Here is a 21,255-nt window from a genome sequence, read left to right on the forward strand (position 1 = left end):
CTAGTGCCCCCTATTTTTCGCTTCAAATTCTTTCATAAAGTCTATCAGGGCCTGTACCCCTTCAATAGGCATGGCGTTGTAGATGCTTGCCCGCATACCCCCTACCAGGCGATGCCCCGCCAAATTCACCAGGCCCGCGGCGGCGGCCTCCTGCACAAAACGGGCTTCCACATCAGGGTCTCCGTGGACAAAGGGGACATTCATGAGGCTCCGATCCCGTTTTTCCACGGGGGAACGGAAAAAGCTCGACGAATCAAGATAGTTATACAAAAGGGCCGCCTTTTCCTGGTTTCGCTTATAGATAACCTCAAGACCACCCTGGGCTTCCATCCAGTCAAGAACAAGACCAATCATGTAGATCCCGTAGCAGGGCGGGGTATTATACATGGAACCTTCTTTTGCATGGATCTCATACCGCAACATGGTGGGTACCCAGTCCGGGACCTTCTGGATAAGATCTTCCCGAACGATCACCACCGTGACCCCCGCGGGCCCCAGGTTTTTCTGAGCCCCCGCATACAACACCCCAAAGCGACTCACATCCAGGGGTTCCGAAAGGATACAGCTTGAAATATCTGCCACCAGGGGAACATTCCCTGTATCGGGCAGGGTGGTCCAGCGGGTTCCTACAATCGTGTTGTTCAAGGTAATATGGTAGTAGGCATCCTCTGGATCCGGAGCAGGAGCGGCAGGAATATAGGTGTAGGCCCGATCCTTCGAGGAAGCGGCAACCCGGACTTCCACATATTTGGAGGCCTCTTCTGCCGCCTTGGAGGCCCAAATACCCGTATCTACGTAGGTAGCTTTCCGTTTTTTCCCATCCACCGGGGGAGCAAGATTCAGGGGAACCATGGCAAACTGGAGAGAAGCGCCACCCTGCAGAAAGAGCACCTTGTAATTGTTGGGAATGCCCATCAATTTTCGGAGCATCGCCTCTGCATGGTCGATGATAGGTTTAAAATCCTTTGAACGGTGACTCATTTCCATCACCGACTGACCGGTCCCCCGGGCATCGGTCATTTCTGCTGCGGCCCTCTGAAGCACCTCCAGGGGTAACATAGACGGCCCCGCCGAGAAGTTGTAGACCCGTTTCATATAGCCTCCTTAATCGCCCCTTGTTCAGCGGGCGTTCTATTCATTTTTCCCGGGAATCCCCGGCTCAGTTCCTTTTTTGCTGCTTAAGCGAGCCGCCAGGGCTCGCAGCCCATCTACCACGTACAGGTTTTCTACCGCCACCGTCGGCGGAACCGTTAACACCACCGGCGCAAAATTAAGAATGCCCCGGATTCCTGCGGCAACCAGTTTTTCTGCGCTCCTCTGGGCTTCCGAGGCAGGAACACAAAGCAGGGCCAGTTCAATCTGAAAACGGGAAATCACCTCCGCCATTTTATAGGTTGGATAGAGGGGAACCGGCGAGCGGAGTATCTCGATGCGGTTCACGCTTGAATCAAAACCTGCCACAAGGTGAAACCCTTCCTGCTCAAACCCTGTAAAATTGAGAAAGGCCGAGCCAAGCCGTCCGAGGCCCACAATACAAATCCGGCGTCCCTCCGTAAGCCCCAGGGTTTCCCGGATTACCTCTTTAAGCCGTCCCACCTCATAGCCGGCGGTTCCCGCAGAAATTCCTTCCAGATAGGAAATATCCTTCCGGACGGTGGCACTGGACCATCCGGTATAGTCTTCTATCTCGGAAGATGTGATAAATTGAACATCAAGCCGCTCCAGAAAGCGGAGCAAATGGAGAAGCCGTTCGATTGCAGGACCAGGAATTTGATTCATCCACATCACCACCTGTGATATTTTTCACAGAAACTATAGCAAAGGTTCTAAAAACTGTCAATTGTTTTTTTCTCGTAATTGGTTTATTATAATTCCATGGCCGTAAAACGATTCACCGTCCTGGATCTCATCGATATGGACCTGAAAGAGCACAACGCCTTGAATCTGCGGTGTATCGGTGGAAGAAAAGGGCTTTCTCGGGTCATCGATATCCCCGATCTGAACCGGCCAGGGCTTGCCCTCTCAGGCTTTTATGACTCCTTCGCCTATCAGCGAATCCAGATTTTCGGCCGAGGCGAGGTGGCCTATCTCCGAAAGCTTGCCTCAGAACACAAGACCGACACCATCCAGAAAATGTTTGAATACCCTATCCCCTGCTGTATTTTTACCCACAGTCTGCTTCCTGACTCGGGTTTCTTTGAAATTGCCGAAAAGGCCCAATGCCCTATTTTGCAAACCGATCTCCCTTCTTCTGAATTTTCGTCCCGCTTGCTTCGGGTGCTTTCTACTATCTTTGCTCCACAAAAAAGCATGCACGGCGTTCTGGTGGAAGTGTACGGCATTGGGGTACTCATATTGGGCGATTCGGGGGTTGGGAAAAGCGAGGCCGCCCTGGAATTAATCGAACGGGGACACCGTCTTGTGGCTGACGATGTGGTAGATATCCGCTGCGTCAACGGAAACATCCTTATGGGTTCGGGGGCTAATAAAATCATTGGCCATCATATGGAAATCCGGGGATTGGGCATCATCAATATTACCCATCTTTTTGGGGTAGGGGCGATCCGGGACAAGAAACAGATTCAACTAGTGGTAGAGCTGGAAGAATGGAACCCCGAAAAAATGTACGACCGACTGGGCACGACTGATCTTACAATAGATATCCTGGGAGTGAAGGTGCCCAAGCTAGAGATCCCCGTGAAACCGGGACGAAACATCCCCATCATTATAGAAACGGCGGCCATGAATGAACGCTTAAAGAAAATGGGGTATTATTCGGCAAAAGAGTTTAACCAGAACATCCTTAAATGGATTGAAAGTGATTCTGCCCGTTCAGTGTATTATGGGCAGGATGACTTTATTTGAAATATTTCGATATAACAATTAAGGAAAAATATCATGATAGAACAGATGGTCACCATCAAAAATCGAGCAGGGATTCACGCCCGACCGGCGGCTCTCCTGGTACAGACGGCAAACAAATATAAATCTAAAATTTACATAGAAAAAGACAACGATAGAGTGAATGGCAAATCTATTATGGGTATCATTACCCTTGGCGCAGGGTATAACACCAGTCTTAAAATCATTGCGGATGGGGAAGACGAACAAGAAGCCCTAGCAGCATTGATCCATTTGTTTGATTCAAAGTTTGAAGAAGAATAAACGGACGAGCCCTATGCGATGAGAAGGCTATCCCTTTCAAGAAACACGGTTTTTTCTCCTCTGGGCGCTTTTTTTATCTATGGATTACTCAGTATCGTCATACTTCTTTTTTGGAGCAGCTTTCTAACAGAAAATTTTACTGAAACAAAAAGCAATGACCTCTATTTCCTTGTTCTTATAGGGATTGAGGGGTGCATCATCGTTTTTTTAGGCATCATGCTTGCCGGATTCATGCGAGACATCCTTGGACAGCAAGCGGGTGCCGTGTTAAGACTGAAAATCTTTGCCTACTTTATGGCCAGTCTTCTTTCACTCATGATACCGGTTACTTTTATCCATACCACCACTATTCGTCAGATTCTGCGGACCTGGCAAGAGGCACAGCTTACCACTGCCCTGGAGGATGCCCAGTGGTTTTCTCTTGACGCCTACCAGTTTCGTCTTTTTTACCTTGAAAAGCTGGCCCAGGACCCTGTTTTGCAAACCGCCCGGACAGGGACCATAGCGCTTTCAGAGATTCACGATGACCTATTGGGACTCCAGGAATTCATCTCGGGACCTAAAGGGGAGTGGAAAAGTTCCTTCTTCAAAGGAGAATCCATCGCGTATCTTAGCATGCCTCCCAGCACAAAGAGTGGTTTCGTTCCCCGACGCCCAGAACAAAAGGAACCCTTCATTCGGTACACCATTAAAAAGGATACACGGACCCTGTGGACTATCACCTTTTCGCTGGGCCCCCATTTTGATGAGCGAATCGAACGGCTTGATCGAGCCCAAGCTACTCTTACTACTATTCAGGCTTTTCAACAAAAATTACCTTCCTTCTTTTTTATCCTTTATGGGCTTTCCACGTTCCCCCTCTTTCTTCTTGCCACCATTGTGGCGGCAAACATAAGCGACCGCATAACCCAGCCCCTGGTTGCCCTTTCTCAGGCTGCCCATCAGGTTGCCGAAGGAGATCTTTCGGTTCGTCTGCTTGCCCATCCTAAAGACGAATTACGCGCTCTTATCGATGCCTTTAATCACATGATCCGGGAACTGGAAAAGGCCCAGCGGAAGGCCCTGGAAAACGAAAAGGTGAACCTCTGGCAGGACCTGGCCCAGCGGCTTGCCCACGAAATAAAAAATCCCCTTACCCCCATTCGGCTTTCAGCCGAACGGGTCCTCCGAAAATGGGAACAGAACCCTCAAGCCATTGGAGAGGTCCTTCAGGACTCTATGAAGGCTATCATTCGAGAAACCGATAACCTTACCTCCCTGTTAACCGAATTCCGGGCATTTTCTCGGTTACCTCCTCCACAACTGGAACGAATTGCCATCCAACCCCTGGTAGAAGAAGTAATGTGTATGTATCGAAATTCCTATCCTCAGATCAATTTTATAGTCCAGGTTCATCATCCTCAGATGGAAGTAAAGGCAGATCGAAAACAAATTCATCAAATTTTTAACAATTTATTTACCAACGCTATTGATGCGATGCAAGAAAAAGGGGAACTTTCTATCAGCCTCGACCTTGTCAAAAAGGAAGATTCTAGTTATTGTAGAATAAGCATTAAAGATACTGGTTGTGGCATAGCGGCAGAACATCAAAGCCACGTGTTTACCCCCTACTTTACCACAAAAACTGCCGGTACCGGTCTGGGTCTTTCGATTGTGGAACGAATAGTATATGAACACGGGGGGGCCATCTGGTTCCATTCTCGGGAGGGAAGTGGGACCACTTTCTATGTAGATTTACCCCTTTTTGAGGAATCGAGTCGCAAACGATGAATAGTATCCTTATTGTAGATGACGAGGCAGGTATTCGCACCACCCTTTCTTCTGTCCTGGAAGACGAAGGCTATCGGGTTACTACCGCCGAAGATGCCATAGAAGCCCTTCGTATCCTGGAAGAAGGGTCAATAGATCTGGTATTCCTTGATGTCCTGCTCCCCCGAATGGGAGGACTTGAGGCTCTTGGGACTATCAAAAAATCCTGGTCGGACATAGAAGTTATCATGATTTCCGGCCACGCCAATGTGGATATGGCGGTTCGGGCGGTAAAACAGGGGGCCTTTGATTTTCTTGAAAAACCCCTCTCGTTAGATAAAATTCTTACGGTAACCAAAAACGCCCTGGCCCTTAAAAAACTAAAGCACGAAAATCTCCAGCTAAAACAGCAACAAAAGATAGTCCTCCAGGACATCGTAGGGAACAGCGGGGCCCTTCAAAAGGTTAAAGAGCTAATCCATCAGGCAGCCAATACGGAGGCCCGGGTGCTTATCACAGGAGAAAATGGTACGGGAAAAGAACTCGTCGCCCGGGCCATTCACGGTCTTTCTAGCCGTCAGGGTGGGCCCTTTGTCACGGTGAACTGCGCGGCTATCCCGGAAACCCTCATAGAAAGCGAATTGTTTGGTCACGAGAAAGGGGCCTTTACCGATGCGATTTCCAGCCGCAAAGGGCGTTTTGAGCAGGCCCATGGGGGCACCCTCTTTTTGGATGAAATAGGGGACATGTCCCTGGCAGCCCAGGCGAAAGTGTTACGGGCTATTCAGGAACAAAAAATTGAACGATTAGGTGGAGAGGGCTCTATTACGGTAGACGTGCGGATCATCGCTGCCACCAACAAGGATCTCGAACAGGCCTGCAAAGAAGGAACCTTCCGGGAGGATCTGTTTTTCCGCCTAAACGTTATTCCCATCCATTTGCCTCCCCTGCGGGATCGGCCGGAGGATATTCCCCTTTTGCTCCATCATTTTTTAAAGGAGCTTCACGCCACGCCACCGCAACTGAGTTCAGAGGCGCTGGAAACGCTCCAAACCTATTCATGGCCAGGCAATATTCGGGAGCTTAAAAATTTTGCGGAACGGCTCGCCATCTTTTCTCAGAAAGGGGTCCTCAGTAAAGAAGAAATTCTCTCGCTGTTACAACCCGCGGGACCTCAAAAAACACCGCAAAAAGAACTTATGGCGGCACCTCAAAACCGAGCTACTCTAGCAGAGGATCTCTTTTCCCTTCCTTACAATGAAGCGAAAGAGGCCTTTGAAAAACACTATTTAGAGTACCATCTTGCCCAAAATCAGTATATAATAGCAAAGACCGCTGAGGCCATTGGGATATATCCCAGTAATCTCCATGCAAAGATCAAAAAGCATGGTATAAGGACCGAGCCATGAAGGACCTGACCCAACGACAACAGGAAGTTCTCTCCTTCATCAGTGGTTTTACTGCAGAACATTCCTATCCCCCTACCATCAGGGAAATAGCGCAACACTTTTCGATTTCCGTAAAAGGAGCCTATGATCATCTTAATGCCTTAAAAAAGAAAGGGTTCCTGCGTCTCGAGGACAAACGATCCCGCACGATCGGAATCATTCAACCTCCCAGAGAGGAAGAGCCCCATACGGTGTGCATTCCCATTCTGGGGACCGTTGCGGCGGGCAAGCCTATCCTGGCGGAAGAAAACTGGGAAGGGACGGTGGAAGTGCCCCGGAGCATGCTCAAAGCTCAGAAGGAATATTTTGCCCTCCAGGTGCGGGGGGACTCGATGATAGAAGCGGGAATCCTTGATGGAGACACGGCAATCATAGAAAAAAGCCCCATAGCCCATAATGGAGAAATTGTGGTTGCCCTGGTAGACGAAGCGGTAACGCTGAAACGTTTTTTCAAAGAGGCCAATCGTATCCGTCTGCAACCCGAAAATCCCCATTTTTCTCCGATATATAGCCAGAATGTTCAGATTCTGGGTCGACTGCATAGCATTATTCGCTATTATCACTAGCACAGTAAGGTACAGGCATGGCTAAGGGAGAAGTATATATTTTTACGGGCCCCGAGATTGGAGAACGCCAGGAGGCGCTTAACGAACTACGGGCCCGTATTACCAAAAACACAGGCATGCCACCGGAGGAGCAATCCTTTTATATCGGCGAAACACCCATTGGGGACATTCTTTCAATTATTCGGAATGGGTCTCTTTTTTCAGAGGTTCGGCTGTTTATTCTTAAGAATTGTGAGAATCTGAAAAAAAAAGACGAAGTCGATCCCCTTGCGAAATACTGCGAACATCCCCACGAGGATACCTACCTTGTTTTGTTATCCGACGAAATAAGCATCGATAGGAATATTGAAAACGCGGTGAGCCGGGATCATCGTCGGGTTTTCTGGGAACTTTTTGAAAATCGTAAACACGAATGGGTCCAGACCTTCTTTCGGCGAGAGGGCTTTTCTATTGAGCCCGCCGCCATTGAAACCATTCTTGAACTGGTAGAAAACAATACGGACGCCCTCAGGCAGGAGTGTTCCCGCCTATGTCTGGTACTTGATAAAAACCAGCCTATCACGGCAGAACAGGTAGAAAGTTACCTGACCCACAATAAAGAAGAATCCCCCTTTACCCTCTTTTCTCACCTTGCCCGGCGTAACCTGGGAAAAAGTTTGGAAACGCTACACACCCTGCTAAACTCAAAGGAAAGTGTGCAGGCCCTGCTCGCAGGGCTTCTGTGGTGTTTTAGAAAATTGGAGAGTTATCTGGTTCTGGAACAACAGGGGCTTTTATCAGAGATGGAATTAAAAAAGATAGGCCTGGGTTCCCGTAAAGCCCAGGAAGATTACCGGCAGGCAAGCAGGACGTTTACCCTGTCTCAGGTGCATCATAGTATTGCATTGTTGGCCAAAACGGACGTGGAAATCCGTATGGCCGGTTCAGCCATGGAAAGCCTCTTGATGGAACTTTTGCTCTATAGCATACTTAAGTAGAATAGTAATAATCTCGCAAGGAGTCGATATGGCAGACAATAAGCACATACTCATTATCGGTGGAGGTTATGGAGGAATCGAAGCGGCCAAACGTCTTGCTAAGACCTTTAAAAAAGATACTCATATCACTATTACCTTGATAGATAAACGGCCCTATCACACATTGATGACCGAACTCCACGAGGTGGCAGGCCACCGGGTGGAAGGAGATTCCGTTCGGGTACCCTATGCCAAGATATTCGGTGGTTCTAAGGTACAGGTGGTACTCGACACCATTGAATCCATCGATTTCGCAAAGCAGGAAGCCCGTTCAAAAAGCGCAGTATATACCTACGATTACCTTGTCCTGGGAACCGGAGCGGAGCCAGACTTCTTTGGCATCCCCGGTACCAAAGAAAATGCCCTGACCCTCTGGTCCTACGAAGATGCCGTTCGCATCCGGCACCATATTGAATCGATGTTTGAGCAGGCCGTTGCAATTCAGGATCCAGCACTGAGAAGAAAGATGCTTACCTTTGTGGTAGCAGGGGCCGGTTTTACGGGCATTGAAATGGCGGGGGAACTCCTGGAATGGCGGGACGCGATGTGCGCCAAATGGCTGGTTTCTCCCGAAGAGGTTCGCATTGTGGTCGTAGAGGCCCTTCCCTCCATCCTTCCGATGCTGGAAGAGGATCTCCGAAAAAAAGTAGAGCGGTATCTTCAGAAAAAGAAGGTAGAGGTCCTTACCCAGACCCCCATCGTAGGGGCCGACGCTGGTCTCGTAAAACTGCAAAATGGTTCTACCATCGAAACGGCAACGTTTATCTGGACCTGTGGGGTTCAGGGAAGCCAATTTGGCGGCACCCTTGCATTAGAAAAGGGAAAACGCAACAGAATTCAGGTTACCCCTGAAATGAATGCGCCCCAATATCCCAACGTGTTCCTGACAGGGGATATGGTGTGGTTCCTCGAGAACGAAAAACCCCTCCCGCAGGTAGTAGAAACGGCCCTTCAAACCGCAGACGTGGTGGCCCATAACATCGCAGCGGCTATCAAGGGGGGCGAAACAAAACAGTTTAAATCCAATTATCATGGTTTTATGGTTTCCGTGGGAAGCAAGTACGGCGTATCCAATGCGGGGGGCATCAAACTCTCGGGGTTCTTTGCCATTGCCATGAAACACCTTGTAAATCTCCATTATCTTTTTGGGGTAGCGGGAATAAACCAATGCTGGGAATACCTCAAACATGAATTTCTTAACATGGACAGTGGTCGTTCCATCCTCCGGGGTTTTGGGGCCTACAAAACCAGGGGTTACTGGATCCTTCCCCTCCGTCTTTGGCTAGGCCTTATGTGGGTGATGGAAGGGGTCAATAAAATAGGAGAAGGCTGGCTTGCCTGGAGTAGTGGAAGCAAATCATGGTGGATGTTCAGTCCCGGCGTTATCCAGGCGGGAGTAACCAAAGCCGCAGAGACCCTTCAGAATGGGGCAGCGGAGGCAGTTTCTGCCGCATCTGAAGCAGCAACCGAAGGGGCGGCCGCCGCCACGCAGGCAGTTGCCGAAGCAGTAAGTGCCGCATCCGATGCGGGAACCTGGGATGCCGCCGGTACCGCGGCGACCCAGGCGGCGGAGCAAACCGCAAAGGCCTTCGGGAAAATCTGGGATTTGAGTAAACCCATATTCGACGTTAATGGTCCCGTCGCAACCTGGTTTAGAACCACCTTAATGGATGGCATTGCGGCCCACATTCCTTTCCAGATTTTTCAGCTCATGGTAGTCCTTACGGAGATTGCCATTGGGTTAGCGCTGATGGGAGGGCTATTTACCTGGCTGGCGGCGGCCGCATCCATTGCAATGTGTATCGTGTTCACCCTTTCAGGCATGTTTGCCTGGGACCAGGTGTGGTTTGTTTTTGCGGCGTTCTTAATGCTGGGTGGAGCAGGAAGGGCCTTTGGTCTTGATTGCTGGGTAGTTCCCTTCTTTAAGAAGTGGTGGAACGGGATTCCCTTTGTACAGCGCCACCATCTGTATCTGGACAATCCGAGCCGCAAAACTACGTCCAAAAAATAAGCACCTCCTCGATGTTGTCTTTTTTTAAGAACTATCCGGCCCTGGCTGCGGATCTGCAGGTGGTCCAGGGCCGCATTCTCGAGGTCTGTAGCTCTTCCAACCCCTTAATCCAGGAGGCGGTAAAGGTCCTCTTTGACAACCAGGGAAAGATGCTCCGCCCCGCCCTGCTCATCATCGGTTCCTGGTATGGGAAAGAGCCGAATCGGGAGAAAATTATCAACCTCTCTGCAGCCCTGGAACTGCTCCACGTGGCAACCCTCGTGCACGATGATGTCATTGATGATGCGCCACTGCGCCGGGGGAATCCCACGGTGCACAGCCGCTTTGGACAGAAAGACGCCGTTCTGGTGGGGGATTTTCTTTTGTCCCGCTGTTTTATCCTTGCATCAGAATACACTTCCCCTGAGAATGCCCGGTACATTGCCCGAGCCATGAGTGTCATTTGTTCTATGGAAATCGAACAGGACACCCATCGTTTTCAGGCAAGCCTTTCTATCCGGTCGTACCTCCGCAAAATCATCGGGAAAACCACTATTCTTTTTGGGTCGGCCCTTTTTGTCGGGGCTAGTGAAAGCAAGGCACCCCGCCGAATTCAGGAAATTTTAAGAAGAATTGGATATAACCTCGGGATGGCCTTTCAAATTATTGATGATATCCTGGATTACACCGGCGATCCGGAGGTGATAAAAAAACCCCGCGGGAGCGACCTTCGTTCAGGGCTCGTAACCCTGCCCCTTATCCTGGCCCTGCACAAAGACAGGACGGGAAAACTTCATCAACTGGTGGCTCCTGGTCAGTTCGAAAAAGCCGATCCCCTTGAAATTATCGAACTCTGTGAAAAACTTGGCGGTATCGAAGAGGCCCGTCATGTAGCTCATTCCTATACACAGCGGGCCCTGTTCCTTATTGATACCCTTCCCCAAAGCAGCCCTACCCCCATGCTGCGGGAACTCACCACCCAGCTCTTATACCGGAAGTATTAATTAAAGAAGGGGCTTTCAAAGGCCCCGGTGGGGCATCGCCGGTATCACCCTGGTATTTGAGGAACGGTGCCGTGAGGGTTCGTCCACCATTTATTCACCCCTGTCCGTTGTATCGAGGTATGCCCAGGGGGTACTATTCTGTTTACAGAAAAGGGTAGGCCCAGCGGGCTAGGTACCTATCACAATCATTGTCTGTTTTTATTGAACAATGTTTTAGAAATATGCTAGGGTACTTCAATGCTACAGGTTTTTCTCATCGCCCTTGGTCTTTCGATGGATGCCTTCGCAGTTTCCGTTTCTGCGGGGATATGCATTGCCCAGCTTCAGTGGCCCTACATTCTCCGAGGGGCCTTTTCGTTCGGTTTTTTCCAATTTCTAATGCCCCTTATAGGATGGACTGCGGGCCTATATTTTCGAAATCAAATTCAAAACTATGACCATTGGGTGGCCTTTGCCCTTCTTGTCTTTATCGGGGGCAAGATGTTGCTAGAAAGCTTCGGAGAAAAAGATCCCTCTTGCCCGGATGACTCAGAAAATCAAATGAGGTCATCCCATGTGGATATCAGGAATATCCGCATTTTATTGTTGCTTTCCCTTGCCACAAGCATCGATGCCCTGGCCGTAGGTCTTTCGTTTAGTTTCCTCGGCTATTCAATTGTGGATGCGGCTCTACTTATCGGCCTCATTACCCTGGGGGTATGTCTTCTGGGCTTTGAATTCGGGAAACGGCTCGGCCATCTTATCGAGAAACGGGCAGAACAATTGGGTGGCATCATCCTGGTAGGTATTGGGATTAAAATTCTTTTAGAACATCTCCTGAAGTAACTCATGAGAAACGTTCTGGAACCCGAGGCCCCCGGCATGCCCTATCTTTGCCAGGTAAAGCAAAGAGCAAGAGGTTGCACATTAACAACCCTACGACGCCCAATGCCCAGGGGAGGGGAAAACCCCTTCCTTTTCACGTAGCTCAATCGGTAAAAAAGACGGCCCCTTTTTTACGTACCCTAAAAAGGGGCCCCGCATCTTCAATTCAGCAACCGGGATTTTACAGAACCTGATAGATACCACACTTCAAATAGAGGGACTCATCATATCCTACTAAAATAGGATGATCAATGCTTTGATAACGGAATTCCACCAATCGAAGACGCCGATCCGCTTCGGCGGCGGCCATTTCTATCATCTCTTTAAATTTATCTTCCGTCATGGCCTGACTGCAGGAACAGGTAAACAGAAATCCCCCCCGTTTAAGCACCAGAAGGGCATGCCGATTAATGTCCCGATAACCCCGAAGTGCGCCGGCGAGGGCGGTCTTTGTTTTTGCGAAGGCCGGGGGATCTAACACGATACAATCAAATTGTCGACGCTCTTGAACAAGATTTCTGAGTACCTCAAAGACATCCCCTTCCAGGGTCTGAATCCGCTCGGAGACCCCATTTATCCGGGCATTGAGATGGAGCATTGCGAGGGCATCCTTTGACACATCTACCGCAAGCACCTCCTGAGCTCCATAGCGGGCCGCGTGGATGCTAAAACCTCCCGTATGACAACAGAGGTCCAGAACAGTTCCCCCTTTGACAAAGGGTTCAAGCCGGGCCCGGTTTTCCCGCTGATCCAGGAAGTGCCCCGTCTTTTGACCGCCCAAAAGGTCTACCACAAAGGGGAACTGGTTTTCAAAAACGCAAATACCCTTTTCCGGCCACGTTCCCTGTAAAAGCCCCGCCCGAGGGGTAAGACCTTCCAGGCTTCGAACCGGCGTATCATCCCGCTCGATAATACCTTTCGCTTTTCCCAAAAGATTTTCCAGGGCTTCTAGCACAAGGGAACGTCGCTGGTCCATCCCGTAGGAAAGAAACTGCACCGCATACCACACGCCGGGGGAACCCAATCGTTCCTGCAGCAGATCGAAAGTAAGCGGGCGCCTTTGGGCATCGGCATTGCCTTCAAAGGCCTCCCCCGGATTTCCTACACCATCGTTTTTTGTGGTTTGTGCCCCATCGTACATCGATAGAACCTGTTCCAAGGGCCACCCCACAAAACGGTCCACAATAAGCCCAGGCAAGCCATCGGCCTCTCCAAAAACAAGACGGACCGACGTAGTATCCAGGTTATACCAGCGACGGCGCCATTCCAGGGCTTTCCGTAAACGGTGGATAAAAAAACCCCGGTCTATGCCTTCCTTTGAAGGGCTATAGAGACGGGCGATAATCTTTGAATGGGGATTTGCCAGGGCCCGCCCCACATAGGTTTTGCGAGAACTTTCCACATCTACCAGTTCCCCCGGCTCAAGAGAGACCAGGTCCCCCTTTGGATCCACAATGGCGGCCACCTCATTATCAAATACCCACGGATGACCCCGCAAAAGACGATATTCTTCTCCCGCCTTTAGAATAATACGTTTCATTCTCTCCTCTTTTATTGCCCGGGGGCCTTCCGTCGAACCACCAATTCCTGCAGGGCCAGGTTTTCTGCGGATACCGCTTCTTTCCTGATTTTTTCGTATATCCAGTATTGGGCTCGAAACGGTTCTTCCGTGGCCCCTGCGAGTGACGAGACAGGAAGCCACCTACCATCCCTTTGTAGCCGATGAGCATGGGTAGTATCTCTAAAATAGGCAAAGAGAAAGCTCTTTATCTCTTCTTTTATATCCACATCCACAATCGGGAAAAGTAATTCTATTCGTCGTTCTAGGTTTCGCGGCATCCAATCTGCACTCGAAAGGTAGACTTCCTCGGCCCCCCCATTCATAAAATATAGGATCCGGGCATGTTCGAGGTAGCGATCGATAACACTCACCACCTCAATAGTAGAAGACAAGCCGGGCACGCCTGGCACAAGCATACAGATACCCCGAACATTCAGCTGAATCTGAACCCCTGCCTGGCTTGCCCGATACAACGCTTCTATGACCTCTGGATCAGAGAGGGAATTCAATTTGGCGACAATTTTACCGGGATATCCTTGACTTGCCCGTCTTGTTTCCCGATCTATCAATTCTAAAAGTCGCTGTTTAAGGTTGATAGGGGCCACAGAAAAGAGTTTCATCGATTGAACGATAGAATATCCCGTAATCATGTTAAAAAACAGGGTCACATCCTGGGCATATTCTTCGTAAGCGGTAAGCAAGCCCACATCGGCATACAGGCGAGCGGTCTTATCATTATAGTTTCCCGTAGAAAGATGCACATACCGAACCATGGAATCCTCTTCCCGGCGCACAATAAGACATACCTTGGCATGCACCTTTAAACGGGCAAGGCCATACACCACGATGGCCCCCGCTTCTTCGAGCCGATTTGCCCAGGTGATATTCTGTTCCTCATCAAACCGGGCTTTAAGTTCCACTACGGCGGTAACATGTTTACCATTCCGCGCTGCCTGCTCTAAGGCCCGAACTATCGGCGAATCCCCACTGGTACGGTACAGGGTAATCTTTATCGCCACCACCCGGGGATCCGTCGCCGCATCTTGCAGGAGCCGCACCACCGGATCAAAAGAATGATACGGATGATACAAGAGAACATCCGATTGGCGAATCCGATCCCACAGGGGCCCTTCTTCAGGTAAAGCCGGTGGCCAGTAATGGGTCCAGGCTTCATATTTCAATCCTTCAAAGCCCTTCACATGAATGAGGGGCATCAGGGCCGGTATATCGATGGGATGGGGGGTAACATAGACATCCTCATCTCCAAGGGCAAGAAGATCCTGGATGATAGCACGTAAGCTTGTACTTGTAGAAGAGCAAACCATCCTCACAGGAGCAGACCGTTCCCGGTTCCGAAGCACCTCCGCCATAGCCTCGATAAAATCCTCATCCCGCTCTTCATCTACCGAGATATCCGCATCCCGGGTAATCCGAAACAGCATTGATTCCCGAATAGCATACCCCGGGAAAAGGAGATATCCCCAGCGGAGAAGCACCTCATCCAGCAAGGTGCATTGGCGGACCCCCTCTTTACTGGGGGGAAGCCAGATAAGGCGCTCAATGCTCGAAGGAATCTGGACTATCACCGGGAGGGGTTCGGATGTTTCATCAGCCATGGCCGAACCATTTTCCGACGGTCCTGGCTTAGATGAGGCGGCCACAGTTTCCTGGGGGACCAGCAGAAAAGCTCCATGCAGTTTAAGATTTCCTATGGTGGGCACCTCTTCTCCCGCCTTCATCCTCAGGGGTGTTAGCGCAGGATACACTTGATTCATAAAGAGGTGTTCCAGATACTGGGCCTGTTCCTCTGAGTACTCTTCGGCTCGAAGCAATTCTAAGCCTGAACGAACAAGGGCGGGCAAAATCTCTTCCTGTAAACAGACATATTGTCGTTCCACAATAGATTGGATTTTTTCCCTCGCCCGGCGCAATTGTTCTTCTATGGAAAGCCCCGAAATATCGGGCCCCGCCCCTGACCGCAGAGCCCGTTTTAGGGTCGCAATACGAATCATAAAAAATTCGTCAAAATTAGAGGAAACGATGATAAGATACTTGAGTCGCTCCAGAAGGGGCACATCTTTTCGTAAGGCTTCATAGAGAACCCGTTCGTTAAAATCAATCCAGGATAAGTCCCGACTAAAAAAAACATTCTTCTCTTCCATAAAATTATTTTCCCTTTATATCCAGAAGTCCCGTATATCCATCCGTTGCATATAAAGAAAGGAGCCGTCCTTGCTCCCCTTCACTTTCAGGCCAACAACACCCGGTACCCATATACATTCATAAAAAGGTCCGCCTTTTCTTCTATCCCTATTCGTTCCATGGTTATGTCCTGTTCGTCAGAAAGCCGAATAAGGATCGTATCATCCCGTATTTCCAGGGTAAAGTCCCGGATTCGCTGGGCATGGCCCCGATCGAGGGCATCCGCAATCCGAAGGATGGCCGCCAATTTAAGCACCAGGATCCGCTCTTCTCGCTGAAGGGCCAGATAGGCAATATGGGTTGAATTAGGGGGAGCCTTACGGTGATACCGCACCACATTAGAAATGATATTAAGTTCATCCTGGTGCAACCCAAAGATCTCCGAATTGGCAATAATGTACTGACTATGTTTATGGTGCCCCGAACTCCGAATAAACATACCGATATCATGGAGCAGGGCCCCTATTTCCAGAAAGAGCCGGGAACGGCGTTCCAGCCCATGGATAGGCCGCAGTTCATCAAAGAGGCGAAGCGCAAGCATCCGCACATGACGGGCATGTTCTTCATCAAAACGGTATTTTCGACCGAGGTTGATCGCCGAGGCAATAATCTGAGAAAAAAATTCTTCCTGCAGATCGCTTTCTATCCCCGAGGCCAGGGTAATCAGCATTCCTTCCCGAATAGAAGCATTGGGAACGATCACCTCGGTGGCACTGGTTTGCTCAAGAAAAAGCTTGTATGTCAACAGCCCCGGAATAATGCCTTCCGCTTCTGCATAGGGGATCCTGAGTTTTTGTACACATTCTTCTACCGAATAATTTTCGATCCGATCCACAAAATCGATGAATACCTGGCGACCAATAATCCAGCAGTTTTTATTTATCTCAAGGCCAAAGCGATTCGCCACAAAACGGGCATCAGAACCGGCCACAATGAAGGTCCGCACATGCCGGAGGTCCATCTCTTTGGTGAGGGATTCACAGGTATTCAACACACATTCTGTCAGATACCGTTTAAGATAATGGGGGGTTCCAAAGGATTGACGAACCTGCTGATCTATAAGAATGGTCCCCAGTCGCAAACTGTGGGCCGCCACCATTTTCCCCCGGCGCAAGAGCATGAGTTCCGTAGAACCCCCACCAACTTCGATGATCACCGAGTTGGATCGATTAAATTGAGGGCGATCGTGCCCCAGGGCCCATTTCACAGCCACGTACATGAGCCGGTTTTCTTCTATGCCTTCTACCACATTTATGGTAAAGCCGGTTTGCAAAAAAACCCGGTCAATAAACATATCCCGGTTCCGGGCTTCCCGCAGGGCACTCGTAGCAATTACATGGACATCTCCATCTTTAATGCCCCACCCGTTTATAAGTTCTTTATAGCTTTTTAGAACCGCAATAGAATTTAAAAGGGTTTCGCGACTGATATTTCCATCGGTAAACACATCCCGTCCCAGGGAAACAGGCTTACTCGCCCGATCCACCACCTGCCACTGTCCATTCTTAAAGAGTTCTGCCACGAGCAAACGAATACCGGTGGATCCAATTTCGATGATAGCCATAAGCCGATACGAAACACTTGCCATACGTTTAGTGTATAAAAAAGGGGGCCCTTCGTAAAAGCCCCCTTTCGGTTAAATTTTGATGAAAAACGGGGTCCCCACCACTCAAAAAGAGCGCCCTTCTTTGCTGATTTCTATGCTTTTTACAGTTTATCTATCAGCATCGAACATTTCCCTGAGGGAATCGGAAGGGTTTTTTTCTTCTTCCCTAAAATGTTGATAGTAAAATAATAAAGTTTTTCACTTTCCATGTGGATTTCCCAACCCCGACCACTTTTATTAGAAAGGATGGTGATCATGTTTCGTTTTAAGGAAAGATTTTCTATTCCCATGATTTCCAGGTTGGGAATATACCAATCTACCGTTTTGCGGGGCAAAGAAATCTCGAGTCCAATAACATTTTCGATGGTAAGACAAATGGTAGACAGGGCGGCAAAGGCAAGATAGTTGGGCCGGGGGAAAAAGGACTTTCCTTCCCACATGGCAGGCCCTTCCTTCTTGGGGAGATAGGCTTCCCAGAGATTCCCCTTGTGATGATTACCATCGGGGTTCATGGAATCCAGTACAAAATACAGATGCCGGATGCTACATTCCCGGGCAAGATCCCAGCGCTGATACTTCTGGAGCCCCTTTATCACCATAAAGGTAAGGTAGGGGAACACGCTGCCCCGGTAACCATTTCCCCGTTCTTCAAAGGATGGCTCATTTAAAGCCACTGTGGGAAAGGGATGGGGACTCCCAAAAAAGGTGGGGTCCGTAAGTTTTTCAATAAGCTTTTCCGCCTTATCGTCATTGGGTAATTCGGCGAGCAAGGGCCAGTAACCCGCGATGGTCTTTACTTTTATTCGCTGCTCATTCTTATCCAGATCATAATAAAACCCATCATCCCCATCCCACATAAGAGAATTGATCCGGGTCTTAAGCCCAAAGTACTGCCGCTTATACTGAAAGCTCGCCTCCTTATCATTCAAGATATCCGCCAGGGCCGACATGTACAGGGCATTTACCGCCATCATGGTATTAAAATCTACCAGGTAATAGGCTTCTTGACGGGGAGCATTTTCCATGAGGGTTGCCGACAGGGGTACGGCATACAAACCATTGGGTTGCTTAAACCGGCTATCGATCCATTCCATGTATCGATGGAGAACGGGGACCACTTCCTTAACTCGCTTTTTGTTAGCCGACTTGTGGTACAGGTTAAACTCGGCCCAGGCAAAGAGGGGAAGCCCCAGACCCTCGGGATTTTCAGGAGCAGTGACCGGCGTCCCCGTCATGATGTCATAGGCACAGCGAATTGCCCCCGACGGTTCTTGCCGTTCATAAAAAATATCAAGGGTGGGATGGGCCTGGAAAACCCGATTCGAATAGACCAGAAAAAAAGAGGAAAAAATGGCCTCATGCTGTTCCACCACCGTACTGGAAGGGTAGGCAAAAAATTTTCCTTTAATCGGACTCTTTTCTACCTCCCGCCAGGAGTCCTGTATCCATGCCCAGGTTCTATCATAAATATCTACAAAATCCTGATCATAAAAATGAATTCTTGGAAAATCCCTTTTAAGCACAAATTCTCCCTTATACATAACCCTACAAAATTAGCCTATGCGGCCAGAAATGTCAAATATGGTATTGACAGGCCTGGAACGGGAACGCATAGTATTTTATCCACCTTAGAGAAGGAAGGGCGGGCGTGTTAAAATCTTACATTTTTTTAGAAGTCCGGGTATTGCTCCTTTCCGGAGTAAAGGCTTTCTGTCCTTGCACGTATCAAGCCGATGGGGTTCCCCAATCGTGTCCTGTTTGCCGGGGAGAAACGGGGGCCATCCCCCAACTGAATCCTCTGGCAGCCCAAAAAGCATATACCATCGCACGTTCTCTGGGATGCACCCTTATCCCAGCGCCTCGGTACGAAAAAAACACCACCACCCCTGAGCTGCCCCCTACCTATCATCTCTCGCAACTGTCCTTAAAGATTGGGACCGACGGCTTCATGGATATAGTATTTCATCGTCGCAAAAAACGAATTCGGATCACTGAAATCCGCATCGAAGAAGACGCGGGTCGCCTGACCCATTCGGGCGGAGAAACCCGGATGGATTATTCTACCGCCGGGATGCCAAGCCTTCGGATCCGTACCGAAGCGGACTTTGAAATTGGAGAAGAAGCGGAGGTTTTCCTTTCCGATCTGCGGTGCCGAATTCAGTATCTGGAACTGATATCGGGGGTTCCCGTGGAAAGCGTGATTCGCTGTAACGCCCATGTGGCCCTCGCCCCGTATCCCGAGTATCCCCGTTCATTTGTTAAACTGCGCAACCTGAACTCCTTTAATTTTGTACGAAAGGCTATCAATGTAGAACTAAGCAGGCAAGAAGAGATTATCACCAATGGTGGCACGGTGCTTCCCGAAAGCCGCCTCTGGAATGAAACAAAGAACGCCACCGAATCCTTCCAGAAGAGAAAACAGGAAGCCAAAGCACGTTTCGTGGCCCTTGAAGGGATTCCCCCCTATACCCCGGGTCCGGAAGTTCTGCAGGTCCTGGAAAATCTTACCGTAGAACTCCCTGAAAGCAGACGGAATCGCTTTATAGAACAGTATGGGCTTTCCCTTCCTCTGGCAGAATTCATTTGTGACGAAAAAAGTCGGGCCGATTATTTTGAAGCGGTTACTGCCCTGGGAGTGGAGCCCCGGGACCTTGCCCAGTGGATGAGTTCGTACATCGTAAAAGAATTCCGCCGACTCGGCACCACACCCTTTGAATCGGCCCTCACCCCCGAGCGTTTAGCCAGCATTTTTAAAATGCTCCGAGAAAAACGGATTCACGGGGGCATAGCAAAACAGACCATTACGGCGGTTTTAGAAGAAAAAAAGGACCCCGAAGCTATCATTGGTGAGCGGGGATGGGAACAACTTACCGATAAAGAAATCATTAGCACTATTGTAGATAAGGTTATTCAGGATAATCCTCAAGAAGTTCGACGGGTTCGGGAAGGAGACGCAAGACCCATTCGGTTCCTAACGGGGCGCATCATGCGCGAATCGGGGGGGCTTGCGGAGCCAACCCTTGTTAAGGAAATCCTCAAAGAAAAATTATCCGTCTCATTAGTGTACGTTCTTTCCATGGGGGGGGCCATTTCAGGGAAAACCAGTGAAGACGGCACTGTGGAAAGCGGGGACGAACGAATTCTGCGGGAACTATTGAGTGATAAAATCAGGGACTCCCGCATCCGTTTTGAATCAATCCAGGTGGGACGGATCCTCTCAGAAGAGATAATCCCTTCCGACTGGGCGGCCCTTATCACCACCATTTCAGAACGAATCAATTCCGGAACCGCCAATGGGATAGTGGTGGCCCATGGGACCGATACCCTTCCCTATACGGCGGCTCTTTTGTACTGGCTCTTTGCGGATGCGGGAGTCCCGATTGTTCTGGCCGCATCTTCTACTTCGCCGGACCGCTCACCCGAAGCGGCCCAAACCATGGGAAAGGCTATCCAGCTCGCCATGGAGAAAGAACGGGGGGTGTATGTGGTCTACGGCGGGACGGTCCTTTCACCCCTCAACCTGAAGTTTGAACGAATTGGTTCCGATGGATTTCGCAACTGGAACATGCGGAGCCCCATCTTCAGTGGTTCATCATTGCTTACCGGCCCCCTTGAAGCCGATCAGTACGTTATCACCCAGCTGCTGGAAGAAGCGGTTAATTCCATGTGCATTATCAAAATTTACCCTGGTCTTCGTTCAGATTATCTTACCGTACTGATGGACCAGGGGGTACGAACTTTCTTTTTGGAACTCTACGATACAGGTACTGCGGGTTTCCGGGAAGGGCCCTATTCTTTACGGCGGGCCCTTACTATCGGCCGAAAAAAACAGGTTCGTTTTTATTGTACCAGTCAGCAGGAAGGGCTGGTTGATTTTTCAGGATACAGTACCTCCCGAGAATTGTGGAAAGAAGGGGCGGTCCCCATGGGCGCATACACGACCGAATCAGTGGTAGCCCGGTATCTTGCGGCAAGCATCATCGCCGACAGCGACGAAGAACGGGCAGAACTTATGGAACAGGCAGGACCCGAACTCCTGTAAGAAAAGTAGAGACATCCTTGATCCGTCACAAAAGGCCCCTCA

General features: G+C 49.6%; 16 protein-coding genes. 10 read left to right on the forward strand and 6 right to left on the reverse strand.

Annotated elements, in window-relative coordinates:
- A complete protein-coding gene (gene serC / locus C5O22_RS04525) occupies nucleotides 1-1,095 on the reverse strand; it encodes a 3-phosphoserine/phosphohydroxythreonine transaminase (RefSeq protein ID WP_132780011.1) in 1,095 nt (364 codons plus the stop codon).
- A 36-nt stretch (nucleotides 1,096-1,131) separates the two neighbouring features.
- Nucleotides 1,132-1,779, reverse strand: a complete 648-nt coding sequence (locus C5O22_RS04530) for a redox-sensing transcriptional repressor Rex (RefSeq protein WP_132780012.1) — start codon at nucleotides 1,777-1,779, stop codon at nucleotides 1,132-1,134.
- Nucleotides 1,780-1,875: 96 nt separating this feature from the next.
- Between C5O22_RS04530 and hprK the strand changes: the two genes are divergently transcribed.
- From hprK to C5O22_RS04575, 9 genes are all read left to right on the forward strand, one after another.
- The gene (hprK, locus tag C5O22_RS04535) at nucleotides 1,876-2,865 is read left to right on the forward strand and encodes an HPr(Ser) kinase/phosphatase (protein ID WP_132780013.1); all 990 of its coding nucleotides are present in this window, start codon (nucleotides 1,876-1,878) and stop codon (nucleotides 2,863-2,865) included.
- 33 nt (nucleotides 2,866-2,898) lie between these two features.
- Nucleotides 2,899-3,165 (forward strand): HPr family phosphocarrier protein, encoded by a 267-nt coding sequence (locus C5O22_RS04540; protein WP_132780014.1) that lies wholly within the window; start codon nucleotides 2,899-2,901, stop codon nucleotides 3,163-3,165.
- Nucleotides 3,166-3,183: 18 nt separating this feature from the next.
- Nucleotides 3,184-4,935 (forward strand): sensor histidine kinase, encoded by a 1,752-nt coding sequence (locus tag C5O22_RS04545; protein ID WP_132780015.1) that lies wholly within the window; start codon nucleotides 3,184-3,186, stop codon nucleotides 4,933-4,935.
- Nucleotides 4,932-6,323, forward strand: a complete 1,392-nt coding sequence (locus C5O22_RS04550) for a sigma-54-dependent transcriptional regulator (protein WP_132780016.1) — start codon at nucleotides 4,932-4,934, stop codon at nucleotides 6,321-6,323. The genes C5O22_RS04545 and C5O22_RS04550 overlap by 4 nt, the downstream gene beginning before the upstream one ends.
- Nucleotides 6,320-6,928 (forward strand): transcriptional repressor LexA, encoded by a 609-nt coding sequence (lexA, locus tag C5O22_RS04555; protein WP_132780017.1) that lies wholly within the window; start codon nucleotides 6,320-6,322, stop codon nucleotides 6,926-6,928. The genes C5O22_RS04550 and lexA overlap by 4 nt, the downstream gene beginning before the upstream one ends.
- 17 nt (nucleotides 6,929-6,945) lie before the next feature.
- On the forward strand, nucleotides 6,946-7,905 hold the full coding sequence (holA, locus tag C5O22_RS04560; protein WP_132780018.1) for a DNA polymerase III subunit delta: 960 nt from the start codon (nucleotides 6,946-6,948) through the stop codon (nucleotides 7,903-7,905).
- A 28-nt stretch (nucleotides 7,906-7,933) separates the two neighbouring features.
- Nucleotides 7,934-9,955 carry an FAD-dependent oxidoreductase gene (locus C5O22_RS04565; protein WP_132780019.1) on the forward strand — a complete coding sequence of 674 codons (2,022 nt, stop codon included), beginning with the start codon at nucleotides 7,934-7,936 and terminating at the stop codon, nucleotides 9,953-9,955.
- An 11-nt stretch (nucleotides 9,956-9,966) separates the two neighbouring features.
- Nucleotides 9,967-10,938: a polyprenyl synthetase family protein gene (locus C5O22_RS04570; protein ID WP_132780020.1), complete on the forward strand. Its 972-nt coding sequence runs from the start codon at nucleotides 9,967-9,969 to the stop codon at nucleotides 10,936-10,938.
- Nucleotides 10,939-11,175: 237 nt separating this feature from the next.
- Nucleotides 11,176-11,763, forward strand: coding sequence for a manganese efflux pump MntP (locus C5O22_RS04575; protein ID WP_132780021.1), 588 nt, complete (start codon nucleotides 11,176-11,178; stop codon nucleotides 11,761-11,763).
- Between the two features lie 220 nt (nucleotides 11,764-11,983).
- On the opposite strand, the gene C5O22_RS04580 is transcribed toward C5O22_RS04575, so the two are convergent.
- The 4 genes from C5O22_RS04580 to C5O22_RS04595 all read right to left on the reverse strand — a co-directional run bounded on the left by C5O22_RS04580 (nucleotide 11,984) and on the right by C5O22_RS04595 (nucleotide 18,694).
- Complete coding sequence (locus tag C5O22_RS04580; RefSeq protein ID WP_132780022.1) at nucleotides 11,984-13,342, reverse strand: class I SAM-dependent rRNA methyltransferase; 1,359 nt, start codon at nucleotides 13,340-13,342, stop codon at nucleotides 11,984-11,986.
- 11 nt (nucleotides 13,343-13,353) lie between these two features.
- The gene (gene ppk1 / locus C5O22_RS04585; protein WP_132780023.1) at nucleotides 13,354-15,525 is read right to left on the reverse strand and encodes a polyphosphate kinase 1; all 2,172 of its coding nucleotides are present in this window, start codon (nucleotides 15,523-15,525) and stop codon (nucleotides 13,354-13,356) included.
- Between the two features lie 86 nt (nucleotides 15,526-15,611).
- Nucleotides 15,612-17,153 (reverse strand): Ppx/GppA phosphatase family protein, encoded by a 1,542-nt coding sequence (locus tag C5O22_RS04590; protein ID WP_132780024.1) that lies wholly within the window; start codon nucleotides 17,151-17,153, stop codon nucleotides 15,612-15,614.
- Nucleotides 17,154-17,272: 119 nt separating this feature from the next.
- The gene (locus C5O22_RS04595; RefSeq protein ID WP_132780153.1) at nucleotides 17,273-18,694 is read right to left on the reverse strand and encodes an MGH1-like glycoside hydrolase domain-containing protein; all 1,422 of its coding nucleotides are present in this window, start codon (nucleotides 18,692-18,694) and stop codon (nucleotides 17,273-17,275) included.
- A 125-nt stretch (nucleotides 18,695-18,819) separates the two neighbouring features.
- Here C5O22_RS04595 and C5O22_RS04600 point away from each other — a divergent pair, with 125 nt between their 5' ends.
- Nucleotides 18,820-21,213: an asparaginase domain-containing protein gene (locus tag C5O22_RS04600; protein WP_132780025.1), complete on the forward strand. Its 2,394-nt coding sequence runs from the start codon at nucleotides 18,820-18,822 to the stop codon at nucleotides 21,211-21,213.
- Nucleotides 21,214-21,255 lie beyond the last annotated feature (42 nt).

Origin of the sequence: Treponema sp. J25 (assembly GCF_004343725.1) — a bacterium.
Taxonomy (GTDB): domain Bacteria; phylum Spirochaetota; class Spirochaetia; order Treponematales; family Breznakiellaceae; genus J25.